The organism is Pseudoflavonifractor sp. An184 (genome assembly GCF_002160305.1).
Taxonomy (GTDB): Bacteria; Bacillota; Clostridia; order Oscillospirales; family Oscillospiraceae; genus Lawsonibacter; species Lawsonibacter pullicola.
Genome location: NZ_NFKI01000143.1, coordinates 1 through 1,005, shown reverse-complemented (window position 1 = coordinate 1,005; position 1,005 = coordinate 1). Strand labels below are relative to the sequence as shown.

Here is a 1,005-nt window from a genome sequence, read left to right as displayed (position 1 = left end):
CACGGCGCTGAGGCGAAATCCCGCAATCCCTTGACACGCCCCGCTCTGCGGGGCGTTGTGACCGGGAGGTGGGCGCTTTGCGACCACCTCCCTTTATCCTCGTACTAAAATCGAACGCCCCTGGTCCTAGCGAAACGGCCGGAACCAGGGGCGAAAAAATATTTTTCTAGGAATCAGAATTCGCTTCAAAAATGGAAAATACGGAGCTCTCTGGGTGCTGACTTTCTGTTCCCACCTTTCGCCCACAGGGGCCGCACAGTGGCTTCGTGCCGGTTTGTTGGTATAACCTCAGCCGCCCTGCCCCCAATCGTCTCACACAAAGCCACACAAGGGCAGCACGGCGGGATTCCTTTTCTTAGTGTGTAAGGCACCACAGCATTTTCTTTCTCTGCCGATAAAGCGGGTCCGGACTTCTCGTCGGTTGCCGCTTACGGCAAACCGGACGCTCTGCTTGCCCCTCACCCAAAGGAAAAGTGACCGAAAAAATATTTCTTATGTTACCGGCCAATCAGGAGGAGATCTCCAAACTCAACCCAGAAATGAGCGCAGAATATTTACTTTGAAAAAACGCCCCATCCGTGAAGTGAACCCCAAAAGTTAGACAAATATTTGAATTAAGCGACCTGAAGGGTCTGGTATCTGTGTTGAGCAGGTGTCAGGCCCTTCAGTTTTAGCTTGATTCTGCGATTGTTGTAGTAATCAAGGTAGTCAATGAGTTCAGACTTGAAGTGTTCCAAGGAGTCAAATTTTTGAAGATATCGAAGCTCAGATTTGAGTAATCCGAAGAAATTCTCCATCACAGCATTATCTAAGCAATTACTTTTTCGGCTCATGCTCTGACGTATGCCTTTTGATTCCAGCATCCTCTGATACTGCTTGTGTTGGTACTGCCAGCCTTGATCAGAATGGAGGATAAGTCCAGTGCCTTCTGGGATCGTTTCAAAGGCTTTCTCCAGCATAGAGATCACCATTCCGAGCACCGGTCGATTCGAGATCGTATAGCTG

At 49.4% G+C, this 1,005-nt stretch carries 1 protein-coding gene; it reads right to left on the bottom strand.

Translation table 11 applies throughout. The annotated features are described in order from the left end of the window. Positions 1-614: 614 nt before the first annotated feature. On the bottom strand, positions 615-1,005 hold a 391-nt coding region (locus B5F19_RS16840), incomplete at its 5' end, for an IS3 family transposase (protein ID WP_140394282.1).